This is a genomic window from Aequorivita vladivostokensis (assembly GCF_000952855.1).
Taxonomy (GTDB): domain Bacteria; phylum Bacteroidota; class Bacteroidia; order Flavobacteriales; family Flavobacteriaceae; genus Aequorivita; species Aequorivita vladivostokensis.
The window spans coordinates 22,992-43,413 of sequence record NZ_JSVU01000001.1; the positions used below are offsets into that span (position 1 = coordinate 22,992).

At 42.8% G+C, this 20,422-nt stretch carries 16 protein-coding genes; 8 read left to right on the forward strand and 8 right to left on the reverse strand.

Annotation, left to right across the window (positions count from 1 at the left end):
- Positions 1–100 precede the first annotated feature (100 nt).
- The 4 genes from MB09_RS00130 to trhO form a co-directional block, all read right to left on the reverse strand.
- Positions 101–2,416 carry a penicillin-binding protein 1A gene (locus MB09_RS00130; RefSeq protein ID WP_045078851.1) on the reverse strand — a complete coding sequence of 772 codons (2,316 nt, stop codon included), beginning with the start codon at positions 2,414–2,416 and terminating at the stop codon, positions 101–103.
- A 7-nt stretch (positions 2,417–2,423) separates the two neighbouring features.
- Positions 2,424–2,909 carry a gliding motility lipoprotein GldH gene (locus MB09_RS00135; protein WP_045078852.1) on the reverse strand — a complete coding sequence of 162 codons (486 nt, stop codon included), beginning with the start codon at positions 2,907–2,909 and terminating at the stop codon, positions 2,424–2,426.
- Positions 2,902–4,164, reverse strand: coding sequence for a PSP1 domain-containing protein (locus MB09_RS00140; protein ID WP_045079301.1), 1,263 nt, complete (start codon positions 4,162–4,164; stop codon positions 2,902–2,904). Before MB09_RS00140 ends, MB09_RS00135 begins: the two co-directional genes overlap by 8 nt.
- 197 nt (positions 4,165–4,361) lie before the next feature.
- The gene (gene trhO, locus MB09_RS00145) at positions 4,362–5,393 is read right to left on the reverse strand and encodes an oxygen-dependent tRNA uridine(34) hydroxylase TrhO (RefSeq protein WP_045078853.1); all 1,032 of its coding nucleotides are present in this window, start codon (positions 5,391–5,393) and stop codon (positions 4,362–4,364) included.
- A 255-nt stretch (positions 5,394–5,648) separates the two neighbouring features.
- Here trhO and MB09_RS16260 point away from each other — a divergent pair, with 255 nt between their 5' ends.
- The 4 genes from MB09_RS16260 to MB09_RS15360 all read left to right on the forward strand — a co-directional run bounded on the left by MB09_RS16260 (position 5,649) and on the right by MB09_RS15360 (position 9,647).
- Complete coding sequence (locus tag MB09_RS16260) at positions 5,649–5,834, forward strand: hypothetical protein (RefSeq protein ID WP_205618080.1); 186 nt, start codon at positions 5,649–5,651, stop codon at positions 5,832–5,834.
- Positions 5,835–6,311: 477 nt separating this feature from the next.
- Complete coding sequence (gene recA, locus MB09_RS00155) at positions 6,312–7,319, forward strand: recombinase RecA (RefSeq protein ID WP_045078855.1); 1,008 nt, start codon at positions 6,312–6,314, stop codon at positions 7,317–7,319.
- A 126-nt stretch (positions 7,320–7,445) separates the two neighbouring features.
- Positions 7,446–7,979 carry an RNA polymerase sigma factor gene (locus MB09_RS00160; protein ID WP_045078856.1) on the forward strand — a complete coding sequence of 178 codons (534 nt, stop codon included), beginning with the start codon at positions 7,446–7,448 and terminating at the stop codon, positions 7,977–7,979.
- A gap of 111 nt (positions 7,980–8,090) precedes the next feature.
- Positions 8,091–9,647 carry an outer membrane beta-barrel protein gene (locus MB09_RS15360; protein WP_052671261.1) on the forward strand — a complete coding sequence of 519 codons (1,557 nt, stop codon included), beginning with the start codon at positions 8,091–8,093 and terminating at the stop codon, positions 9,645–9,647.
- Positions 9,648–9,817: 170 nt separating this feature from the next.
- Here MB09_RS15360 and MB09_RS00170 read toward each other — a convergent pair whose 3' ends face one another.
- Positions 9,818–10,558 carry a lysophospholipid acyltransferase family protein gene (locus tag MB09_RS00170; RefSeq protein WP_045078857.1) on the reverse strand — a complete coding sequence of 247 codons (741 nt, stop codon included), beginning with the start codon at positions 10,556–10,558 and terminating at the stop codon, positions 9,818–9,820.
- A 108-nt stretch (positions 10,559–10,666) separates the two neighbouring features.
- Here MB09_RS00170 and trpS point away from each other — a divergent pair, with 108 nt between their 5' ends.
- A complete protein-coding gene (trpS, locus tag MB09_RS00175; RefSeq protein WP_045078858.1) occupies positions 10,667–11,635 on the forward strand; it encodes a tryptophan--tRNA ligase in 969 nt (322 codons plus the stop codon).
- A gap of 37 nt (positions 11,636–11,672) precedes the next feature.
- Here trpS and dprA read toward each other — a convergent pair whose 3' ends face one another.
- Positions 11,673–12,776, reverse strand: coding sequence for a DNA-processing protein DprA (gene dprA, locus MB09_RS00180; protein ID WP_045079303.1), 1,104 nt, complete (start codon positions 12,774–12,776; stop codon positions 11,673–11,675).
- A 113-nt stretch (positions 12,777–12,889) separates the two neighbouring features.
- On the opposite strand from dprA, the gene MB09_RS00185 reads away from it, so the two are divergent.
- The 3 genes from MB09_RS00185 (at position 12,890) to MB09_RS00195 (ending at position 18,311) form a co-directional block, all read left to right on the forward strand.
- Complete coding sequence (locus MB09_RS00185; protein ID WP_045078859.1) at positions 12,890–13,828, forward strand: HU domain-containing protein; 939 nt, start codon at positions 12,890–12,892, stop codon at positions 13,826–13,828.
- Between the two features lie 179 nt (positions 13,829–14,007).
- On the forward strand, positions 14,008–14,517 hold the full coding sequence (locus MB09_RS00190) for an acyl-CoA thioesterase (protein WP_045078860.1): 510 nt from the start codon (positions 14,008–14,010) through the stop codon (positions 14,515–14,517).
- A 194-nt stretch (positions 14,518–14,711) separates the two neighbouring features.
- On the forward strand, positions 14,712–18,311 hold the full coding sequence (locus tag MB09_RS00195; RefSeq protein WP_045078861.1) for a S8 family serine peptidase: 3,600 nt from the start codon (positions 14,712–14,714) through the stop codon (positions 18,309–18,311).
- Positions 18,312–18,361: 50 nt separating this feature from the next.
- On the opposite strand, the gene MB09_RS00200 is transcribed toward MB09_RS00195, so the two are convergent.
- Complete coding sequence (locus tag MB09_RS00200) at positions 18,362–19,657, reverse strand: murein hydrolase activator EnvC family protein (RefSeq protein WP_045078862.1); 1,296 nt, start codon at positions 19,655–19,657, stop codon at positions 18,362–18,364.
- Positions 19,658–20,422, reverse strand: coding sequence for a DUF4292 domain-containing protein (locus MB09_RS00205; RefSeq protein WP_045078863.1), 765 nt, complete (start codon positions 20,420–20,422; stop codon positions 19,658–19,660).

The following is a 20,422-nucleotide window of genomic DNA, read 5'->3' on the forward strand; positions in this document are numbered from 1 at the left end:
TTTTGAAATTTTCTGAAAATTACGAAATTTCAACCTATAAAAAAACCCCACGGCGCTTCAAAACGCGTGAGGTTTTTTATAATTATAAAAGGAACATTCTTTAAAAATCGAATTCATCCGGAATTTCCTCGACATCTGAATTGCCTTCGCGCCATTTGGAGCAATCGGTCTCGATGGAAAGATTTGCAGGTCGTTTGAAGTTGCCGGTGGAAACATCCAGATCCTCATCGGCATAGCAACTTTTCATATACATAGCCCAAATGGGCAATGCCATGGTGGCACCCTGCCCGTAGGCCGTGGAACCGAAGTGTATGGCGCGATCGTCGCCGCCTACCCAAACGCCCGTTACCAGGTTTGGCACCATTCCCATAAACCAGCCATCGCTGTTGTTTTGTGTGGTTCCTGTTTTACCGGCAATCGGATTTTTGAAATCGTACGGATATCCCGTAACAGCTTTTTTATAGATTGGCGAATTAACTGCCCAGGTGCCCCTTAGGCGCGCCCCAGAACCGGATTGTGTTACCCCTTCCATCAAACTTACGGTAACGTAAGCGGTTTCGTTGCTGATTACGTCTTTGGTTTTGGGAACGTTTTGGTAAAGCACGGTTCCATTTTTATCTTCGATCCGCTGAATGAGTATAGGTTCCACATAAACGCCTTCATTTGCAAAGGTGCTGTAGGCGCCCACCATTTCATAAACGGAAACATCTGGGGTTCCCAGCGCTATGGAAGGTACGGCTGGCATATTCTCGGTATCCACGCCCATTTTCGCCACCAAATCTATAACGGGTTCTGGGCCCACGCGATCAATCAATCGCGCGGTTATGGTGTTTATGGAGTTTGCCAGGGCATATTTAAGAGTAACCATGCCACCGTAGCTGTTTCCTGCATTTTTTGGCGCCCACGGCTTCAATAAATTGTGTTTGCCCGCGGGAATGGTGTACATGGTGTTGGGCAAGGTATCGCAGGGCGACATGTGCATTTGGTCTATGGCCGTAGCGTACACGAATGGTTTAAAGGTTGAACCTATTTGGCGTCTTCCTTTCTTTACCATATCATATTTATAATGTTTGTAATCTATGCCTCCAACCCACGCTTTTACCTCCCCGGTCTGTGGGGTCATGGACATCATGGCGGCCTGTAAAAATGATTTGTGGTACCGAATGGAATCCAGCGGGGTCATTACGGTATCAATATCGCCTTTCCAAGAAAAAACCCGCATGGGCACTTTCTTCTTAAAGCTTTCTATGATTTCTTCCTCATCCTTGCCTTGCTTGGCCATTTCGCGCCAACGGTCGCTTTTCCGCATGGCGGAATTTAAAATGCTTTCGGTTTCCTTTTCTGTAATATCGCGGAACGGAGCTGTTTTGTTCTTTTCGTTCTGCTCGTCAAAAGCCTTTTGAAGGTGGGCCATATGCTTTCTTACGGCCTCCTCGGCATATTCCTGCATCTTGCTGTCTATGGTTACATATACCTTTAGGCCATCTTGGTAAATATTGTATTTGCTGCCGTCAGCCTTTGGATGTTCCTGAATCCAATCTTCCATAAAATGACGGGCATATTCACGGAAATAGGTCGCGCTTCCTTCGTCATGGCCCTGTGGTGTGAATTTTAAGCCCAAGGGAAGCGCCTGTAATGAATCCATTACCTTTTCCGAAATAAAATCATATTTCTCCATTTGTGCCAAGACCACGTTTCGTCTTTCGCGCACCAATTCCGGTCTGCGGTTTGGATTGAAGAGCGAGGAATTTTTGAACATGCCCACCAGCATTGCCGCTTCCGCAGTGCTCAATTGCGACGGTGGTTTGTCGAAATAAATGTTTGCGGCGCTCTCGATGCCTACGGCCTGGTTTAAAAAGTCGTACTCGTTGAAGTACATCGTGATAATTTCCTCTTTGGTATAGCGCCGTTCCAAACGAGTGGCAATTATCCACTCCTTTACTTTTTGAACAACTCTTTCCAGTTTATTAGAGGCTCTTTGATCTGTAAAAAATAATTTGGCCAACTGCTGTGTAATGGTACTGGCACCGCCGCGCGTGCCCAAAAAGGCAACGGCCCTTATGGTTCCCCTGCCATCGATGCCGGAGTGGTCGTAAAAGCGCACATCTTCGGTAGCGATGAGAGCATTTACCAAATGATCGGGCAACGTATCGAATGGAACGGGGGTTCGGTTTTCTTTGTAAAATTTTCCAATGGTTTTGCCATCGGAAGAAATAATCTCGGTTGCCAAGTTTTTTTCAGGATTTTCAAGACTGGTCTCATCGGGAAGACTTCCGAATACACCCCAGGAAGCCAAAAGGAAAAATAAAATTATAAATAGAACGAAGCCTGCAAATAGCTTCCAAAATGTTCTGATGTGATGGCTCACATCAGCTTTGTTTTTCTTTTTCGGGGATGTCTTTTTCTTAGTTGCCATATTGTTTTTACTGTTTGGAGGCTTCTTCAATACTGAAACCTACATCTGTAATGCCTTCGAGTTTTGTAACGCCCTCCACATCGCCATTATTGCGCATAGCTTGGGCTATATCAACGGTATAAATGCCGTCCTCAAAAAACTGGACATTTTCCTTATACCAAAGTTTGTTTTCCTTTATGTTGCCTATGCCCTGGCCCATCCACGAACCATCGGGTTGAGCCATTCTGTATTCCAAAGTGTCCGTGACGGTTTTTCCGTGGGGAAAGGTCATATTTACAATTAAGAAAAGGTTGTTGTATCTATACTCGTTTGTGTTGCGAATGTTCAAAAATAGATTGTATTTTTTGAGCGAATCGAGTTGGGGAAGCTTAAACTGCACCACTTCATCTGCACCCCAATGGCCATCCATAGCCTGTGATTCACTAAATACGGTGTTTGACTCGCAGGAAACGAGCATGACCACCGTCAAAAAAAGTGCCATTAATCTATTCATTTTTCATCGGCTTCGGATTTCTGGGCTTGTTGCTGGGTTTGTTACCGGTTCTTTTGGGTGCCTTGTTTCGAGGCTTATTTTTTTGGGCGGTTCCGGCAGTGGCTTCGGCTTTTCCACGATTTTTATTGCGGCTTTTCTTTCGTCGTTTTTTACCTTTTTGCTTTGGTTGGTCAAAACGGGTCAAACTATCCTGGCCCACCACATTGCTGAAAGGTTCTTTCTCTGCCTTGGGGCTTTCGATAATAAATTCCTCCAGCGCCAAGGGCTTCTTGCCTTTTTTGTTGAGTTCTATTATTTCATTGGCCTTTTCAGCCGTAAGCTCATGCCAATTTGCAAATTCATTTTCATAGGCATACCAGAGCAGTCCCTTAAAAATATCTATCTTTTGGCAAGTGGCATTTCCTTTTTCGGTTTGAAGTTTGGTTTCGGTATTTGGAAATGATTCCAAGGCTTCCAAATAGGTATCCAGCTCATAATTCAAGCAGCATTTCAACTTTCCGCATTGCCCGGCAAGTTTTTGTGGATTCAAGGAAAGTTGTTGATAGCGCGCCGCGGAAGTATTCACCGACCTGAAATCCGTCAACCAAGTAGAACAGCAAAGCTCGCGCCCACAGCTACCAATACCGCCCAAACGTGCGGCTTCCTGGCGGAAACCCACTTGTTTCATTTCAATCCGGGTATTGAAGGTACGGGCAAATTCCTTTATCAATTCGCGGAAATCGACCCGTTCTTCGGCGGTATAATAAAAAATGACCTTGGAAGCATCGCCCTGAAATTCCACATCGCTTATTTTCATCTGCAGTCCGTGGCGGATGGCAATTTCCCGCGAACGCTTTTGTACATCGGCCTCTTTATTGCGCACGCCTTGCCAAATGTCTATATCTTTTTGTGAAGCCTTGCGATAAATTTTCGGCAGGGCTTCCACCTTTACTGGAACTTTCTTCTTTTTCATTTGTACGCGCACCAGTTCACCGGTAAGCGTAATAATGCCAATGTCGTGGCCCGGCGAAGCTTCGGTGGCAACCACATCGCCAATACTTAATGTAAGGTTCTCTGGATTTTGGAAGAATTCCTTTCTTCCGTTTTTAAAGCGCACTTCCACCGCATTGAAGGGTTCCATGTCGGCGGGAAGTTGCATATTTGAAAGCCAGTCAAACACCGTAAGTTTATTGCAGCCATCGGTTCCGCAAGTACCATTGTTCTTGCATCCCTTTGGCTGTCCGTTGGCGCCCGTGGCACAGCTGGTACAGCCCATATTTTTTATATATAAAGCCCTTTTTCTAAGCGAATAGGGACGAAAATTAAACAAATAATTTAATCAGTAAAGATACCAATAAAATTTTCGATTTAGGATTTACGATTTTAGATTTTTGAAGTCCTCTCCGAACCCCTCTAAATGAGGGGCCAATAAAAATTGAATATTACCCCCTTGGAGGCAAGGGGGGCTAATTACTATTTTTTAAACTTCAACTTCTCCGAACGTCCTTTTTTAAAAATCTTATTACTGTTCGGGATGCCCTGGCGCAGGCGTTTCTGCTCTTCGTAGGGCAAGTGGATTATCTCGATACATTCTTCGGAACAACAGTTTTCCATTGCCACGGCACATTTCTCACATTGAATAAAAAGCAAGTGGCAGGCCTCGTTGGCGCAATTGGTATGCGTGTCGCAGGGTTCACCGCATTGGTGGCAGTTTGAAATTACATCATCTGTAATGCGTTCGCCACGGCGATGGTCAAAAACGAAATTTTTTCCGATGAATTTATTTTCCAAACCTAAATTTTCCACTTGGCGCGCGTATTCAATAATACCGCCTTCCAGCTGGAACACATTCTTAAAACCTTTGTGTTTGTAGTAAGCGCTGGCCTTTTCGCAACGGATGCCGCCCGTGCAGTACATTACCAATTTCTTGTCTTCTTTGTGGTCTTTTAAATCTGCTTCTATAATATCCAAAGAATCACGAAACGTATCCACATCGGGCGTAACGGCGTTTTTGAAATGGCCGATTTCGCTTTCATAATGGTTGCGCATATCTACCAAAACCACATCGGGATCTTCAATAAGTTCGTTGAATTTTTGCGCATCCACGTGGATTCCCTTATTGGTAACGTCGAAGGTTTCGTCATTCAAGCCATCGGCAACAATCTTATCGCGCACTTTTACTTTCAGCTTTAGAAATGACTTCAAATCCTGCTCAATGGCAATGTTCAAACGTACGTCTTTCAGAAAATAAATACCGTCCAGGAATTCCTTAAATTCCTTAAAACGTTTCGCCGGAACGGAAAGTTGGGCGTTTATGCCTTCGTGGGCTACGTAAATTCGGCCCAAAACGTCCTGCTCGTGCCAGGCAACAAAAAGATGGTTACGGAAAAGATGCGGATTGCCAATTTTGGCATATTGATAAAAAGAAAGGGTTAGCCGTTCCTCGCCGGCCTGTTCCAATAATGCTTCCCTCTCTTTTGCACTTAATTTGTTGTACAGTTGCATGCTATACTTTTTTTTAGGTGAAAAGAATTGATTTTTTAAGTTGCAAAAATACAGGTTTTAAGGAAATAGGGGAGATTAAAATCTTTTTAATAGCTAATTAGCGCCAGCCAGCAATCCTACGATCAGCTCATCCAGCACTTTGAAGGCCTAATAGCTGTCCTGGCATCAGAACCAAGCTACGCCCCAAACGAAACAGAACTGCAAATTACCAGCCTACAGGCAAAGGCACAGGACCTAAAGGACAAAAACAACCAAGTGGCCACCGCTTACACCGCCGTAAGCAACGCCCGTCTGGAAAGAAATAGAATCCTCTATCAAGAAAATACAGGCCTGGTAGATACCGCCCTAGATATAAAAAAATACGTCAAGTCACTATTTGGAGCCTCCAGCCCAGAGTACAATCAAATAAGAGGCATAAAATTCAAAAACTATAAAGATTGAAAACCTAACACCTCGTGCCACATAAAGCACAACGCGTTCAGCAATAGGTAGTATGCTTAATCAGCAAGGTTCCGCTTTTTAGCTACACGCTACCACTTTTATACATATGGCTTCCGCTTTAACAAGTATAACTATCACTTTAACAAATATGCTCTCCGCTTTTTATATAATGGCGTTCGCAACAACAAATTTTGCGTTCGCCATTTATATTCTTGCGTCCGCATTAACAAATAACTGCTTGGCTTTAACACTTCTCGCGTTGGCTTTAACAAATATTGCACCCGCTTTCATAATAGTACCTTCCGCTCTCAAGAAAGTCTTGGTTCTTTCAGCAAACTTTGCTGCGCTTGTCGTAATAAGCGGTGTTGATTCTTTTTTGTTAACAAAAATCGTTTCTCCCTAGATTTTACTTTTGCCCCAAGCACAAAGAAATAGTATCTTAGCTACTTAAAAATTCCATCATAAAACATACTGAAAATGAGCACTGAAAAAGACGCAAAACTAAAAGCACTAAAGCTTACTCTCGATAAACTTGACAAAACCTACGGCAAGGGAACCGTAATGAAAATGGGCGATAGCGCCGTGGAGGATGTGGACGTAATCCCAACAGGTTCACTCGGCTTGGATGTGGCCCTGGGCGTAGGCGGTTATCCGCGCGGGAGGGTAATAGAAATCTACGGTCCCGAATCCTCCGGTAAAACAACCTTGACGCTCCATGCAATGGCAGAGGCCCAGAAAAAAGGAGGGATTGCCGCATTTATTGATGCAGAGCACGCCTTCGACCGCGGTTATGCCGAAAAGCTCGGCGTAGATATTGAAAACCTGATCATTTCGCAACCCGATAATGGCGAGCAGGCTTTGGAAATCGCAGACAATCTAATCCGAAGTGGAGCCATAGACATTGTGGTTATTGACTCCGTAGCCGCCTTGACGCCGAAAAGCGAAATAGAGGGCGAAATGGGCGACAGCAAAATGGGGCTCCATGCCCGATTGATGAGCCAAGCTTTGCGAAAACTTACGGGCTCCATCAGCAAAACGAAATGTACGGTAATCTTCATTAACCAATTGCGCGAAAAGATAGGCGTAATGTTCGGCAACCCAGAAACTACAACTGGCGGTAACGCTTTAAAATTTTATGCGTCCGTACGTTTGGACATTCGCCGTTCCACACAGATTAAGGATACCGACAGCAACGCTACAGGTAACAAAACCCGCGTAAAAGTGGTAAAAAACAAAGTAGCGCCACCCTTCAAACAAGCAGAGTTTGACATTATGTATGGCGAAGGAATCTCCAAAGTGGGTGAAATAATTGACCTGGGCGTTGATTTCGAAATCATCAAAAAGGCGGGCTCTTGGTTCAGTTATGACGATACCAAACTTGGGCAAGGGCGCGATGCCGTTAAAAATCTACTTCTGGACAATCCAGAACTGATGGACGAGCTGGAAAAGAAAATCAAAGATGCCATTGCGGCCATAAGCCAATAAAATTTCAGCAAAGTACGCAACCCTTTTGATACACTGGTATCTACACAATGTAGGAACCTTGATTATTACGGTTGCCCTCTGAAGAAAGAGGTATTTACAACGGAACGATAACTCACGGTACCGCATTTGACATTAGACGAGCTCATAATACAATGCAAAAAGCAGGATGCAACGGCGCAGGGCGAATTGTACAAGCAGTACAACAGAATCCTTTTTGCCATTTGTCTTCGCTATTCGCCTAACTATTCCGAAGCTGAAGACAATTTGCAGGATGCTTTTATCACCATTTTTAAAAAAATTGAGCAATATAACGCCAAAGGTTCTTTTGAAGGCTGGATGAAACGGGTAACCGTAAACACCGTGCTTCAAAAATACCGAAAGCAGCGAACCTTTGAAATTGTTGACGAAGGCCAGATCGAAGATGAAGCTGAGGTAGAAATTGAAAGCGAGGAAATTCCCTTGGACTTCCTGCTGAAAATAGTACAGGAACTGCCCGATAGGTACCGATTGGTTTTCAGTATGTACGTGATGGACGGCTATCAGCACAAAGAGATAGCGGAAATGTTAGGAATCAGCGATGGCACGTCTAAATCAAACCTGGCACGCGCCAGAATGATATTGAAAAATAAAATTGAAGACTATAATGCCAATAAACTATAACACTTAAGGTATTATATGAATTGTTTAGATTGAAAATGTAATCCCCCGCTCTTGGGTGGGGGTTTTACAAAAAAAGATTCCCGCCAGAGTTTATCTTGAGCGGAACCAATAATGAAAGAAAAGAAAAACATAGACAACATTTTTAACGAAGGTTTCAAAAACTTTGAGGCCACTCCTTCGCCACGCGTTTGGGAAAAGATCCAAGCCGAGCTTAAAAAGGAGAAGAAGGAGCGCAAGGTTATCCCGCTGTGGGTTAAACTTGGGGGTGTTGCCGCGTTGCTCGCGCTTTTGTTGACCGTTGGCAATTCGCTTTTCAATTCTTCGGAAATAGCAACGCCTGCGATTACGGAGGAAAAGGTGATTAAGACCGAAAAGGAACTACAGCAAAATGCTTCTGAAATAGAAAAAGATGCAAACAAAACACAAGTAGCTTCTGAGGACAATCCACTTCAAAATGAATCGTTGGAAAGCGAGAAGGTTTCCCATAAAAATGCTTCGGAAACTAAATCCCAAACAAAGGCTTCCAATAATATTTTCAAAAGCGCTTCTGAGAGAAACGGGGAAGCCGTAGTCGCTGCAAGCAATTCTGAAAAAAGAAATTCAAACACGGCTCAAGATTCCAAAGAAAATCTGGTAGAGAAGCAGATTTCTAAGAATGATTTAAATGAAGGGATAGCCGTTTTAAAAAATAGTTCTGAAAAAACAAACACGGAAAATAAAGAAATAGCTACCGAAAAGGGTATCAAAAAAGATGAAGCTATTTTCAACAACAAGAAAGAAGGCGTTGCGGTAAACGAAAATTCCGAAGTGAAAAAAATAGGAGAAAGCGTTGTAAAAACCGAGGAGGAAATGGCGGAAGCCTCCAAAAACAAAAAATCCATTTTTGACGCTATTGCCGAAAAAGATGAAGAAATAGTTCCCGAAAAGAAAAAGAAAGAAAAGCCGGAACAGCGCTGGAGTGTTGCCCCAAACGTTGCTCCCGTGTATTATAGCAGTCTTGGAAATGGGTCTTCCATTGACCCAAATTTTGCGGATAATCCACAGAGTGGAGACGTAAATATGAGCTATGGAGTGCAAGTGAGCTATGCGCTGAGCAACCGTTTAAGTGTTCGTGCCGGCGTTAACAATGTAGATTTAAGTTACAGTACGAGTGGCATTGAAGTAGGCACTGGCCCCGTTGCTGCGGCCTTACGTTCTGTTGACTATGGAAGTAGAGAAATCGTAGTTACTGCCGTAGATAAAGGTGCTTTGAGCAATGCAGCCCCATCCAATGGTTTTGGAGATATCATGCCGAAATCCTTACAGGGCGACGCCAGATTGGTACAGAACATAAATTATTATGAAGTGCCCGTAGAGTTGAAATACGCAGTAGTAAACAGTAGGTTTGGCGTAAATATTATTGGAGGTCTCAGTACGTTGTTTTTAGGTAATGATGAAATTTCTGTGAAGGCAGATAATTTCAATACTGTTCTGGGAGAAGCGAATAATCTTTCAAGCGTGAGTTTTTCAACTAACGTAGGGCTGGGAGTGGACTATAAACTGTCCAAAAAATTTACGTTTAATATTGAGCCCATGTTTAAATACCAGCTCAACCCTTATACCGATTCATCTGTAAACTTTAAGCCATATTATTTAGGTGTTTACAGCGGATTGAGTTTCAAGTTTTAGGTTAGTTTTTAGTTGAATGTGTTTGATATACTTCAAACAAAATGATTGCAAAAGACCGTCCTCCGCCATAGGACGGTTTTTTTATTCTTTCTTAATTTTGGATTAAGAACCTTATGGGACTTAATTGAAAGGGATTTTCCTGACCGCTAGAACAGAATTAAGAATATACTTCAAACCGTCGGCGCCAATAATTCCCCCAAAATAACATCCCGCGTTTTCTGTTTCAACTCCTTTCTATTTTCCAAAGTCAAGTTTTCGGTGGGGATAAGGTTGTGTACTTTTACGCGCATCTTGCCCGGCCCACCTTTAAAAAAGGAATACGGAAACCGCTTTTTGTTGTCGTGAAAAGTCATCGGCGCAATGGGAATTTGGTGCTCAATGGAAAGCCGAAAGGCGCCATCCTTAAATTCATCCAACAAAAGCGAGAGGTCTTCCGGCACGCCGCCTTCGGGAAAAATGCAGACGCTTAAACCCTCGTTCAATCTAATTTCCGCTCTGCGAAATGCTTCCACGCGACTTTTAGTATTGCCGCGATCCACCAAAATACAGGTGCGTTTATAGATGTATCCAAAAAGAGGAATCTTTGCCAATTCTTTTTTCCCAACAAACACAAACGGATTTTTTGTGGCGTAAAACATCAGCATAATATCGGTCATTGAAGTGTGGTTCGCCACAAACATATAGCTTTTGCCTTTTTTATAATTTACCTCCCTTTTGATGACGGGATAGCAGCCAATGCCATAAATTATAAAAGCCGACCAAGTGCGGGCCACTTTAAAGAAAAAGGGATACCAGGAATTTTTCAGAATGCTTATTACCAAGAACGGAAAGAGCAGGATAGTGGCCAGAGCGACTATCAAATAAAACCAAATGCGGTAAAGCGCCGCAAAAATTTGTTGAATTAGCTTCATGGAGCTCCAAAAGTACTAATTTGAACGATGCGAATAAATCAAAAAAAGTACCTTTGGTGAAATTTTTTAAGTTTAATTAAAAGGATTCCCGCCTGCGCGGGAAATGATATGTCAAGAATACTTACAGGAATACAAAGCACCGGCACGCCACACCTCGGAAATCTCCTGGGCGCGATCGTTCCGGCCATTGAGATGGCAAACGACCCGAAGAACGACTCCTTTCTCTTTATTGCCGATATGCACTCGTTAACACAGATAAAAAATGCCGAACTCCTTCGCGCAAATACCTATAGTGTAGCCGCAACTTGGCTGGCGTTCGGGTTGGATATAGAGCGCGTGGTATTTTACCGCCAGAGCGATGTGCCACAGACCGCAGAGCTATCGTGGTATTTAAGCTGCTTTTTTCCTTTCCAGAGATTGACGTTGGCACATTCCTTTAAGGACAAGGCTGACCGTTTGGAAGATGTAAATGCCGGACTTTTCACCTATCCCATGCTTATGGCGGCAGATATTCTTTTGTACGATGCCGAAATAGTTCCCGTGGGGAAGGACCAAATGCAGCACATTGAAATAACGCGCGATGTAGCGTCCCGTTTTCATGCGCAAATGGGCGAGACTTTTGTGATGCCCGTTGGCAAGGTTCAGGTAGAAACAATGTATATTCCGGGCACGGATGGTACCAAGATGAGCAAATCCAAAGGAAATTATATCAACATATTTTTGGATGATAAAAAACTTCGGAAGCAGATAATGGGTATTGAAACCGACAGTACGCCGATGGAAGCGCCGAAAAATCCTGATACCTGTAATGTTTTTGCACTTTATAAAATTCTCGGCACAAAAGAAGAAGTTGCGCAAATGCGAAACAACTACGAAGCGGGCAATTACGGCTATGGCCACGCAAAACAGGCTTTGTTTGAACTGATAACCGAAAGATTTTCGGAAGAACGAACGCGCTATCATTATTTTATGGAGAATCTCGCCGAGGTTGATGCCGCCTTGGCTACCGGTGCCGAAAAGGCTCGGAAAGTTGCCGATACGGTTTTAAAAAGGGTTCGCGAGAAAGTGGGGTATTAACTTCCGGGTCGTCTAACTATCGACAATAGTATAAGTTTTAAACCAACTGAAACAACTTCCCCGGCAAGGGGCGTACCACGCCCTTAATTTCCATATTCATCAACACACTTGCGGCTTTGTAGGCCGGGAGGTTGCACTCCAGGGCAATGATGTCCAATAGCTCTTTTTCCTTTTCCTTGAGAAAACGAAAAACTACTTTTTCATCTTCGTCCAATTCCACAAAAAGTTGGGTCTGTTTGGGTTTTTGGTTTTTTTCCAGTTCCCAGCCCAGCATATAGATTATATCGGCAGCACTGGTGAGCAAATGGGCTTTTTGCTGTTTTATCAAATTATTGCAACCACGGCTTTGGTTATCGTTGGCTCTTCCGGGAACGGCAAAAACTTCCCTGTCGTATGAATTTGCGATATCGGCTGTTACCAAGCTTCCCCCTTTTTCAGCAGATTCTATTACAATGGTTGCCTCGGAAAGGCCTGCGATTATTCGGTTTCGCTTTAAAAAGTTGTTTCGGTCAAAAGTATCGCTGCTCCAAAACTCAGTGATTAATCCGCCATTTTCTTCAATCTGTTGCACGTATTTTTTGTGGGTTTTTGGATATATCTGATTGAGCCCATGGGCCAAACATGCAATATTCTGCAACTTGTTGTCGATAGCGGCTTTGTGCGCACAGATGTCCACACCATAGGCCAAACCCGAAACGATTACCGGATTCAACGGCGCTATTTCCTCAATTAAATTTTCACAAAAAGCATTGCCGTAGCTCGTTATTTTTCGGGTACCGACGATGCTGATGATTTTCTTTCCCACCAAATCTATATTGCCACGGTGAAAGATAAGTATGGGGCCATCCAAACAGTGCTTTAACTTTTCGGGATAGGTTTTATCTTGAAAATAGCTGCACTCTATATTGTTTTCCTCAATAAATTTCAATTCGTCATCGGCCTGTTCCAACTGCTGTTTCAGATTGATTTCCTTTAAACGCACAAGACCGATGCCGTCAATTTTGGCGAGATTGCTTTTTTTCTCTTTGAAAACTGCTTCCGCAGAACCCATTTTCCGCAATAGTTTTTTTGCTGAAATATCACCCAGATTCGGAATTCGCTGCAAGGCAAGCGTATAGCGCAGTTCGGTTTTTGAAAGCATATTTTTGAGAATTACAATCGGGGGAGTTTCTAAAAATACGAAAAATTTGAGTTGTTGATAAATTACCAAAACAAAAAATTGGATTGCCTCCAAAAAACGCTAATTTTGTTAATATGCAACTTACAACCTACATAGCCGACCTGCTCTACCGATACGAATGTGTGATTATTCCTGGTTTTGGGGCGTTTTTGACGCGATACAAATCTGCGCATATTGACGATACTTCCAACACCTTTCATCCACCCTCTAAAATTGTTTCCTTCAACAAACAGTTACAGGCCAACGATGGTCTGTTCGCAAACTATGTGGCTTCGGTGGAAAAATGCAGTTATGAAACGGCGTTGCAACAAATAAGAAATTTTACGGCCCAAATATCAAAAGAGCTTTCTGAAGGAAAAACCGTTACTTTCAAAAATATAGGTGCGTTTTCACTGAACGAAGAAAAATCGCTTCAGTTTGAACCTTTACAGCAACAGAATTTTAGTACTTCGGCCTTTGGACTTTCTTCGTTTGTTTCCCCAAAAATAAGCCGCGAGGTTTATAAGGAAACTGTGGAAGCTTTGGAGGAAAAGGCACCGATACATTTTACGCCCGAAAGAAGGGAAGCCAAGCCGTATCTCAAATACGCTGCTATAGCAGTAATCGCATTATCGGCAATAGGTTTTGGAAGTTTAAAGCTTTATGAAAGCCAAGTTCAAAAATTTAACTATGCGGAAAGGGAAAAGGCTAATTCCCTTGTTGAAAACCAGATACAGGAGGCTACCTTCGTAATTGAAAATCCTTTGCCAGTACTTAGTCTTCAAGTTCCTAAACATGTTGGAATGTACCATATTGTTGCTGGGGCTTATCGTTTGGAAGAAAACGCGGAAAAAAAAGTTTCCCAACTGCGGGAGAAAGGCTATGCTCCCTTAAAAATGGAAGTTAATCGCTACGGACTGCACCAAGTGCTTTATGCGAGCTTTGATAATAAACTGGAAGCGCAGCAAAAGCTTTACGAAATTCAACGGTCTGAAAATGCCGATGCGTGGTTATTGGTACAGGAAATTCGTTAAATTTCAGTCTCCGTTTTAAGTATCAGTCTCAGTCTCAGTTTTCGGTGATGTGGCTGTAAAACTGTTGTCTCTTCCATTCATCCGAGTGAATTAATTTTTGGTTACAGGGTGGTTTTCTTTCCTCTTTTTTCGCTATTCTTTATTCCGAACTTAGGTATCTTTGCCAAAAATTTTCACAGATGCAATCCAAGACACCGCAACAATCCTTGACAATTTATACCGATATGGTCTTGCCCAGCGAGACTAACCCCATTGGCAATATGTTTGGGGGCGAACTGCTGGCGCGCATGGACCGCGCGGCCAGTATTGCTGCACGCCGCCATAGCCGCCGTATTGTTGTTACCGCTTCCGTAAACCACGTGGCGTTCAATAAAATGATTCCTTTGGGAAGTGTGGTTACAGTGGAAGCAAAAGTTTCCAGAGCGTTTAGCAGTTCGATGGAAGTTTATATGGACGTGTTTATCGAAGACCGTGAAAGCGGTGAAAGAAGCCTTTCCAACGAAGCTATTTACACGTTTGTGGCGGTTGATGAGATGGGAAATCCCGTTCGGGTGCCAGAGATAGTTCCAGAAACCGAGCTTGAAATAAAACGTTTTGAGGCGGCGCTTCGCCGTAAACAATTGAGTCTGGTTCTCGCCGGAAAAATGAAGCCCAAAGATGCTACAGAGCTGAAGGCTTTATTTCAATAAAACAATTCTAATTTCATAAACTATTGATTCAGTTGGTTTTTCGTCAAATATTTTTATGTTAAAATGAAATATTTAGACCGAAACTTGATGGGTTTAAAGTAGGTATTAAATATATTTGAAATCCTTTCTTGAAAATTTCATTTGAAATATTCCATAAGGGTGTCCAAAAACCTATTTTAAAATCTGTCGCAATTATGAAAAAAACTACCCTTCTCTCTTTTCGAAATCTCTGTTTTTTGGCAATGGCATTTGTGTTCTCCATGTCGTTCGGCCAAAATTCTACCAGCATCAATTTTCAAGGCGAAACAATTGTAATGCCTGAAAATATTTCAACTTTCCAATGGAGCCAAATGCCCGAATCGGCAAGACTTAATAACGGTTTTGTTGCTTGGGTTCAATTTTATGAAACTCCTTCACAAAACGTACAAAACCTTTTTAAAAGAAATAAGGTGGAATTGTTGGAATATATTCCCCATAAAACCTATTTGGCTTTTTTTCCAAATAACACCAGCGTTAATCTATTACGAAACAACGGGGTGCGCAGTGTGATAGCCGTGCCGGCGAGCGTGAAAATATCAAATGGATTAAAACTTCCTCCCTATGATTCTTACGCTATGGATGGGAACAATATTTTGGTGACACTTCAATTTCATAAAAATGTTTCTGCCGAATACGTAATTCAGCAGTTGGCAGAAAAGCAAATTGCGGTAAAACAACAATATAAAGGATCTAACAATATTGATCTTTCTATACCCAACAACTGTTTGGATGAACTAGCTGGGCAGCCTTTTGTTAAATGGATAGAATTAATTGTGGCACCGTCAGTTCCAGACGATACCCGAGGCCGAAGCTTGCACCGCTCCAGCAATTTGGATACCCAAACTTCTGCCGGAAGAAATTATACAGGATTGGACATAGGCGTATTGTGCCGCGATGATGGCATTGTAGGTCCCCATATAGATTTTCAGGGAAGAATTGATAACTCACAGGCCACAGGTACGGGCGCGAATCATGGTGACGGGGTTTCAGGAATTATGTCGGGCGCCGGAAATATAAACCCCTCGAATCGGGGAATGGCAGCAGGATCATTTTTATATGTGGTAAACTATCAACCCTCATTTCTGGATTCTCCTACCGTTTCGCTTATCAATAGCGGAGACGTACTTATTACAAATTCTTCCTACAGTAATGGTTGCAATGATGGTTATACCACCATAACCCAAACCGTGGATACGCAGGTGCATTCTATGCCAAATCTTCAGCATACCTTTTCCGCAGGAAACTCCAATGGAAGCAATTGTGGTTATGGTGCAGGAGGCCAGTGGGGAAATATAACCGGAGGGCATAAGCAAGGCAAGAATGTTATTGCTACGGCAAATGTGTTTTTTGACGGTTCGTTGGTTAATTCCAGCAGTCGCGGCCCAGCCCATGATGGTAGAATTAAACCCGACATTGCGGCCAATGGTCAAAATCAAATTTCAACAGATGAAAATAATACCTACAGATCTTTTGGCGGTACTTCTGGTGCCTCTCCGGGCATTGCAGGTGTTTCGGCACAGTTATACCAAGCTTATTCAGAGGCCAATGGCAATGTGCTTCCTCCTTCGGCACTCATAAAGGCAACGCTTTTAAATACTGCAAATGATGCTGGAAATGTAGGCCCTGATTACAAATTTGGATGGGGAATTGTGAATGGGCTTCGTGCTGCAAAGCTTATCGAAGACAATCGTTTTCTTTCCGGGGTTATTTCGCAAGGCGGATCAAACAACCATAATATTAGCTTGCCCGCTGGCACCAAACAAGTTCGCTTTATGGTTTATTGGAGTGATAGTCCTGCTGCACCCGGTGCCAATCCGGCCTTGGTAAACGATTTGGACTTGCTGGTTACAGATCCGGCAAGCAATGTTTTGGAGCCCTATATTTTAGACCCAACGCCCAATCCGGTTACACTGAATCTTCCCGCCACAAATGGCCCAGACCACTTGAATAATATGGAACAAGTGGTTATCAATAATCCTGCTGCCGGTAACTATAATGTTAACATTGCTGGGTTTAACGTGCCGATGGGCCCGCAGGAATATTTTGTGGTTTATGAAATTATTTCAGATAACATAACCGTGACCTATCCAAATGCAGGAGAAAGCTTTGTTCCCGGGGAAACGGAATCCATCCATTGGGACGCCGTGGCTGTAAATACCACTTCAAATTTTGTTCTAGAATATTCCACCAATAACGGAAGTAGCTGGAATGCTATCGCAACTGTTCCAAACACAACTACTAATTATGGTTGGTCTGTTCCAAATTCAGTTACAGGAGATGCCTTAATTCGTGTGAGCAATGGTTCGTCACAAGATGTGAGTGATGAAAACTTTTCTATCGCACCGTTGGTTACAAACGTGCAGGTAAGCCAAGTTTGTCCTACCGAAGCAACCTTTTCCTGGAATGCAGTAAGCGGTGCGGAATCGTATGATCTATATATTTTAGGCGATAAGTATATGGAAGTTGCCGGTACTTCAACAACCAATAGCATTACCGTATCCATCCCAAATTCTGCGGACCCAATTTGGTTCGCCGCTTTGGCGAAGAACACAACAGAAGCTTGGGAGGGTAGAAGAAGTATTGCTGTTCTATATGGAGGCGGTTTGCTGAACTGTACACTTGCTAATGATTTGGCTATTGAAAGCAACAACGAGGCGAGCGATTTCAACTTAATATGTAATCCAGGCCCTGCGACTGTTTCAACAACCATTTGGAATTTTGGAAGTAGTCCCGAAAGTAATTTTGAAGTAACCTATCAATTGGATAGCGGATTGGTGATAAGTGAAACCTATACAGGAACCTTGGCGCCCGGCGAACAAACAATCTTTGATTTTTCAACACCTTTGGATATTACCGCGGCGGGCAATTATACACTAACCGTATCGGTAAACTTGAGCGGTGATGAAAATCCAAATAACAACACCGATATCCTAACCTTTTATGCCGCAACAGATGCCGAGCAACTGGATTATGCGGAACCTTTTGATGTGAACGGGCTTCCACCCGCAGGTTGGAATATTATAAATCCCGACAATGACGATACGTGGCAGGAAAGATCAAATGTAACAGGAAGCGATGGGGCACCAACGGTAACAGGCTATATTGACAATTTTTCCTATAATGGTCAGGGCGATGAGGATGTTTTGGAAACCCTTTATATTGACTTAACCTATGCTACTTCAGCTCAACTAGACTTTGATCTGGCGAAAGCGCAATATTCAACCACCTTTACAGATGCATTTAGAGTTGATGTTTCTATAGATTGTGGTGCTACTTTCACACAAATCTATTATAAGGAAGGCCTTGGCCTTTCCACGGTTTCTGGATATATTACCACTTTATGGACTCCCAATTCCGCTTCTGATTGGCGTACCGAAATGGTAGATCTTGCCCCATACTTGGGAGAGAATGTTCAGTTCCGTTTTGTGAATATTAACGGCTATGGAAACAGTACTTTTATAGATAACATTAATGTTAGCGGCGTTTTGGGAGTTGCCAAAGAAGAATTGAATGGGATAAAAATGTATCCAAATCCGGCCAATAGCGAAGTATTCATCAATTTTAAAAATGTATCGACCGATGCTTCCATCACTTTATTTAATAGTCTGGGGCAAAGGTTACAGTTCATTTCTGAAACAGAAATGGCAGGAAAATCCCAAGCTATCTTGAACGTTTCTGGATTAGCGAGTGGTGTTTACTTTGTGAAGATTAAGATGGGAGAAAACACTTCAACCAAAAAATTGATAGTTCAATAATAATCGAGGAATCAATTGTAGAAAAGGGAGCCGTGTTGGACTCCCTTTTTTTACATCCTATAAATCCAGTCTGACGGATTTATTTTCGTGTTATTCTTATAAATGTAGAATTTTAAAACGGTTCTTCCTTCCGTTGGACTTTTGGCAACGGTTCCTATTACCTGCTTGGTAGCAATTTTATCGCCTTTTTTCACCGTCACGGTCGCCAAATTGCTATAAGCGCTCAAATAATCTCCGTGCTGGATGATCACTACTTTATTGGCGCCTTTTATCATTTGTATTGACAGTACTTGCCCTTCAAAAATAGACCGCACGGGGGCGTTATCCTCGGTGGCTATTTCAACACCGCTGCTACTGGTTGTTACATTGGGAAACTGTGGGTGCTGGTGCGTTCCAAAACTTTTTACGACCATACCTTTTTCCACGGGCCACGGAAGCTTGCCTTTATTGTTCGTAAAGCTTGCGGCAAGAGATTTTTCCTCTGCCGTTAAGGCGAACTCCTCAGTTTTTGCAGGTTTGGTTATAACATTTTTGGTTGAGGTAGATGTAGGGGTAGTCGTGTTTCCTTTGGCTTTTTCTTCGGCAAGCGCCTTTTCCCTCGCTATCCGGTTTGCTTCTTCGATGGCGGCCTTGATCAGGGCGTCTATCTGGCGGTCTATCTCGTCTGCCTGTTTCTGTTTTGCTCTAATCTGTGAGGCAAACTTGCTTTCGTCCTTCTTCAAGGTTGCAACCAAGGCTTGCTGGTTTTTGCGCTCCTCCGTGAGTTGTGTTTTGGCTTTTTCGTTTTCAGCGATGAGCTTTTGTTTGGTTTTTTTCTGGTCGATTAAAGCTGCATTCAATTGTTGTAGCTCTTCGGTCTTTGTCTTTATGCTCTCTCCCTGTTTTTTTCGGAATTTGGCATACTGTTTCATATATTGAATACGCTTGTATGCCTGTAGAAAATTCTGCGAAGACAGTAAAAACATAATCCGGCTCTGTTGGCTTTTGCTTTTGTACGATTTGCGGATCATTTCGGCATAATCTGCCTTCATTACCTTCAGCTCTTCGCGCAGGGCACTGATTTTTTCAATATTGTCATTGATATTTCGGGTGAGCAGGTTTGCCTGCTGGTTTGTGACCCGAATTAAATTTTCGGTGGCGGAAATGCGTTGGTTAAGGTCCTCCACCTGTGAAAGAACGGATTTCTCCTCTTTTTTTGTTTTGAAAAGAAGCGAATTTATCTGCTTTATTTCTTCCAGAATAGCCTGTCGTTTTTCTTCCAGTTCCTTTTGTTTATCCCCTTGGGCAAGGGCGGAAACTGAGAGTAAACAGATCAATAAAAAAAGATATGTGCGGAAATGCTTCATTTAGTTAAGTTGGATTTCTTCGTAGCCTTGTGGAATTTCAAACGGAAAACTCACGTCTGCATTCAGATCAATTTTTCTGTAATTCATTTCAATTTTTGTCGTTGCGCCTTTTTCCGAAGTGTCTATCGAGATGGTGGACGGAAAATATTGGTCGCCAATTTTTTGGTAATCGCCGTAACGAATGCTCAACAATCTATCAGAATTGGGCTGGGCCAGCGTTTCCATGGCAATCTTGAAATTTTCAGGATTCAAAAACAGCGAATGTATGAAATTTTGGGGCTGCTGCTTGGGTTGGATCTTAAATCTATTCTGAAAAATCTCGGATCGATATTCCGAAGGGTTCAACGTAAAAATAGATTGCCCCAAAAGCATATTCTGCGCCTGCTGGAAGTTTATGGGTGTGCCGATCCAATCACCCAAAAGTGCAAAATCGCCTTCAAAATAAGTCTTCCCCACGGTTTCATAATAGCTAACACTTGTGGGCGTTATCAAAACCTTTGCAATGGTGATTCCTAAAATAGAAGCTTTTACCCAAATGTTTTTATCCTTTTCCATTCGAAGGCTCACGGTAATGCTCTGCAATTTTTCCTCGGTTTCGTAAACCAGTTGTACGCGGCCTGCCAGAGTTTTAAAATCGGGAGCGGCTGCTTTGTGGGCGGCAATAATTTCTTTGGCCGAAGCATTTTCAATATTGGTAATTTTTTTGGCGCCGCCGCAAGAAGCAAGGACTAGGGCCAAAAGAAGGTAAAAGGATTTCAGTTTCAT